This is a genomic window from Halovivax sp. (genome assembly GCA_007119345.1).
In the GTDB taxonomy this organism is placed as follows: domain Archaea; phylum Halobacteriota; class Halobacteria; order Halobacteriales; family Natrialbaceae; genus Halovivax.
The window spans coordinates 1-4,210 of the sequence record SKPV01000143.1; the positions used below are offsets into that span (position 1 = coordinate 1).

Annotated in this window: 5 protein-coding genes; all 5 read right to left on the reverse strand. The window is 72.8% G+C overall.

Translation table 11 applies throughout. The annotated features are described in order from the left end of the window. Positions 1-248: hypothetical protein (locus QZT59_RS09910; RefSeq protein WP_290815033.1), on the reverse strand; the 248-nt coding region annotated here is incomplete at its 3' end. A 267-nt stretch (positions 249-515) separates the two neighbouring features. After that, positions 516-902 (reverse strand): hypothetical protein, encoded by a 387-nt coding sequence (locus QZT59_RS09915; protein WP_290815036.1) that lies wholly within the window; start codon positions 900-902, stop codon positions 516-518. 156 nt (positions 903-1,058) lie between these two features. Then, positions 1,059-1,979: an ABC transporter ATP-binding protein gene (locus QZT59_RS09920; protein ID WP_290815038.1), complete on the reverse strand. Its 921-nt coding sequence runs from the start codon at positions 1,977-1,979 to the stop codon at positions 1,059-1,061. Between the two features lie 60 nt (positions 1,980-2,039). Then, positions 2,040-3,104: an ABC transporter permease gene (locus QZT59_RS09925; protein ID WP_290815041.1), complete on the reverse strand. Its 1,065-nt coding sequence runs from the start codon at positions 3,102-3,104 to the stop codon at positions 2,040-2,042. A gap of 1 nt (position 3,105) precedes the next feature. Next, a partial coding sequence (locus QZT59_RS09930; RefSeq protein ID WP_394348647.1) for a hypothetical protein occupies positions 3,106-4,210 on the reverse strand: 1,105 nt, incomplete at its 5' end.

The window sequence follows — 4,210 nt, forward strand, 5'->3', positions numbered from 1 at the left end:
ACGCCGTTGTTGTAGACGGCGCGGTGCTCGTCGTCGAAGCGCCAGGTCGCCGTCGGCGTCCGGAAACTGCGCTCGTCGGTCCCCTCCGCGTCCTCGATGCGGAGTTCGATGCGACTGTCGCCGACGAGCACCGTCAGGTCCTCGCGGGCGGCCGGTGAGACGTCGACGATCACGTCGACGCGGCCGCTGGAGGAGTCGTAGTAGTACTGCGTCGGTCGATGCTCGGCGCGTGGAGAGAGAGCGGACACGATAGCCAGTCCCGACCGGAGTCGGGTAGGTCGTCGGCTGAACGGGTGCAGGGTTTATCTGGCCGGGTGGACGGTCGGCGACCCGCGGCCGGCGGGCGATGCCGGGATCGCTCCCGTTCGGTCCGCGACCGGCCCCGGGAGTCCGCCACCCGGAGGCCCGAGACCGCCGCTCGGAGGCCCGAGACCGCCACCCAGATGTCCGAGACCCCCGCTCGGAGGCCCGAGACCGCCACCCGGATGTCCCGGGTCGCCGTCCCTCGGCCCGAATCAGGGCGCCAGCAGGAACATCGCGGCGAGCAGCAGGACGACGGCGACGACGAGCGAGGCCTCCACCCAGGTATTGTACTCGGGATCGGCGAACAGCCGGAGCCAGTCGTCGAAGACGTCGTACAGCAGCGTCAGCCCGAACAGCACGTGCGCGGCGACCGCGATCGCCAGCACCTGCCCCACGCCGTACACGCCGCCCATGTCGTTGAGGACGAACGCGAGCAGGGGGAGCAACAGGAGGTACGCGATGCCGAGGGTCGTCAGCGAGAGGAACTTGCGGTAGCTCCGCTCCATGGCGTCCACGCGGGGGACGAGGTTCGCGATGAAGTACGCCAGCGCGGCGACGGTCAGCAGCGAGAGCAGTACCGCCGAATCGGCTTCGACCATGGTTGGCGTGCACACGACGGCGCCAATACTCTTGCGGAGACGGATCGATCAGAGGTGCGCTCGACGTCCGTGGAGGGCAACCGGCGGTCGGCGAACGCCGCACGGCGGCGGCGGACGAACCCGCGGTCGGCTCCTCGGCGACGGGTGGGTCGAGCCTCAGTCGTCGGATCGTTCCAGCGCGCGCCGGTATCGCTCGAGCACGGCCGCCGCGGGCGTCCCGTCGCCCGCCTCGACCGCGTCCATCTCGTCGCCCATCTCGACCGCCTCCGCACCGTCACCTCCCTCGACCGCCTCCGAACCCTCGTCCCTCTCCACCGCCTCCGCACCCTCGCCCCCCTCGACGGCCTCCGCACCGTTGCCTCCCTCGACCGCCTCCGTCCCGCCGACCGACGCCGCGGGGGAGCCGATCCCATCGATCCCCCTCACGGGTTCGTCCGCGCGGACCGTCCCGTCGACGAGGACGGTGAGGCGATCGAACGAGCGGGCGAACGCCCGGACGTTGTGCGTCGAGACGACGACCGTCCGGTCGGGCTCCGCGCGCTGGTAGCGCTCCAGGAACGCCCGGATCCGGCGCCGCGAGTGCTCGTCGACGTCCGCCAGCGGCTCGTCGAGCAGCACGTACTGCGGACGGGCGAGCAGCGCCAGCGCGAGGTCGAGCTTCGTCCGGAAGCCGCCCGAGAGCTCGTCCGCCCGGCGGTGGACCGCGGGTTCGAGGCGCAGCTCCTCGTAGAGGGTCTCGACCCAGTCGTCGTCGACCGACGCACCCGACAGCCGGCGAAAGACCGAGACGTTCTCGCGGACGGTCAGCTCCGGGTAGAAGCGCGGCTCCTGGAAGCTGAAGCCGACGGTCGGGTCGCCCCGGCGCTCGACCCGGCCCTCGGTCGGGCGCGTGAGCCCCGCGAGGACGCGAAAGAGCGTCGTCTTGCCGGAGCCGTTCGGGCCGACGAGGCCGTGGAACTCGCCGGGGCGGATGTCGATGGTGACTCCCTCGAGCGCCGTCGCCGCCGCGTAGCGTTTCGTCACGTCGACGAGGCGAATGTCGGGCGTGGCCTCCCGCGGGCGTTCGTCGTCGGTCATCGTCGGGTCCTCCGGTCGTGGTCGGTCATCGTCGGGTCCTCCGGTCGTAGCGCACCATCGTCAGGCCCTCCGTTCGTAGCGCACCATCGCCAGTTTCAGCGCGAGCAGGGCGACGACCGTCGCCGCCAGCAGGTACAGCAGGTAGTCGGCGTACAGCGAGACCGGCACGTCCCGGAGCATCGCGCTCCGGGCGGCGACGACGGCGTAGTGGGTCGGCAGCGCCCGCGCGATCGTCACCTGGGTCGAGGAGAAGAATCCCACCGGGAACAGGAAGCTCGAGAGCGCGACGGCCCCGAGCGCCAGCCCGAGGTTCGCGACCAGCGCCGATCGGGAGAGTCCCAGCGCGAACAGGACCGCGAGGCCCGTCGCGGCGAGGAACGCGAACGACAGCCCGAGGACGGCGAGCGTCGCCGGCGAGAGGGCGGCCACGTCGTAGCCCAGCCAGGCCGTCGTCAGCCCGACGACCGCCGCGGGGACGGCGAGCGCCGCGCCGTAGAAGAGCAGCTTGCTCGCCACCACGACGTCGAGGCTGGCGGACGTGCGCAGGCGATCGAGCACCAGCCGCTCGGATCGCACCTGGTAGGGCAGGTAGACCAGCCCGAAGAGGACGACGAACGCGAGCAGGCCGGGCGGGACGAGGTACTCCGAGAGGCTGCGCTCCTCGCCGAGGCGCTCGTGCTCGACGGAGACGTTCGCCGGGACCGACGCGTTCGCGCCGTCGGCGAGCACCTCGCTCGACTCGTTGACCGGTTCCTGGAAGGGGACGAAGGCGCTGTCGGAGACCACGGTGAGGGTCGCGTCGGCCTCCGGGTTCGCGAGCTCGCCGGGGACGCGGATCACCACGTAGACCTCCTCGCGCAGCAGCGCCGCCTCGGCGGCGTCGCGGTCGTCGTAGCGCTCCGGCGAGGCGAACGCGACGACGCTCGCGTCCACGACCGCGAGGTCCTGCTCGGTCGCGTCGTCCTCGCCCACCACGCCGACCGGGACGTCCCGGGGGATCGTCTGCTCGTAGACGAGCGTCCCGGCGACCAACGCGGCCGGCAGCAGGATCAACAGGACGACGAACAGCGCGGCGTTGGCCCTGACCGAGAGGGCTTCCTTCCGGAGCAGCGCCAGCAGATCCACGCTAGAACGCCTCGAGGAGGGCGACCGCGGCCGTCACCTCGCCGGTCGCGGCGACGGTCACGGTCGCGCCGTCGCGCTCGATCGTCGCGTCCGCCATCGCCTCGCGGACGGCCGGGGCCTCGTCGTCGTCCACGTCGATCGTCCCGCCCTCGCCAACGTCGGTCGCGAGGATCGGGAGGAAGCCGCCGAGCAGCGTCTCGAGGTCGTCGGCGTCGTCCTCGTCGGGCGACCGGAACAGGAGTTCGGCGCGAACCTCGTCGCCGTCGCTTCCGCCGTCGTCGCTTCCGCCGTCGTCGTCACTCCCACCCTCGTCCTCGTCGTCGCTTCCGATCTCGTCGTCACTTCCGACATCGTCGCCCGCGCTCCCGGCCGGTTCGACCGTCCCCGCGACGGCGCCCACGGTCTCGAGCGGCCGCAGCGCGAAGGGGACCGTCAGATCCTCCAGGTCCGGCTGGACCCCGTCCGGCGTCGCGACGGCGACGGTGACCAGCCCCGTCGGCGCCTCGTCGAACGCCTCGCGGAGGGCCCCGTCGAGGGGGTCGGCCTCGCCGTCGGCGACCGAGAGCGCCTCCCCGACCAGTTCGTCGTCGCCCGCCACCAGGCGGTCCTCGCCCAGGCCGGCGACGGTCGGCGGGCCCGCCTCGTCCGGATCGGTTCCGACGTCGGCGTCCGGATCGACGTCGGCCGCCGCATCGCCGTCGGCCGCGTCGTCGCCGTCGCCATCGTCGTCACCGTCCGCCGCGTCGTCGCCGTCTCCATCGCCGTCCGCCGGTTCGTACAGTTCGTCCGCCCCGTCGGCCCGCTCGTAGGAGAGTCCCGTCGCCGACGCGGCGCCGTCCGCCAGCTCCTCGGCGGGCCACGGCGCCGCGAGCAGGTACGCCAGGCGCTCCATCGGCTCGTCCTGGCTCCCCGCGCCGACGAGCAGGATCTCGTCCGCCTCGCCGAGGTCGCGGTCGGTGCGGGCCGCGAAGGTCTCGATCGCGCCGTCGACGTCGACCCCGTAGACGTCGCCCTCGGCGAGCCCGTCGCGGAGTTGGCCCGCCTCGTCCTCGTCGTCGGCGTCGGCCGCGGCCACCGCCGGAGCCAGGTCGACGAGGGCGGCCGCC

Bases quoted from the DNA above. Each gene is read 5' to 3' on its own strand.
- QZT59_RS09915 (WP_290815036.1), bottom strand. From the start codon at position 902: ATGGTCGAAGCCGATTCGGCGGTACTGCTCTCGCTGCTGACCGTCGCC.
- QZT59_RS09920 (WP_290815038.1), bottom strand. From the start codon at position 1,979: ATGACCGACGACGAACGCCCGCGGGAGGCCACGCCCGACATTCGCCTC.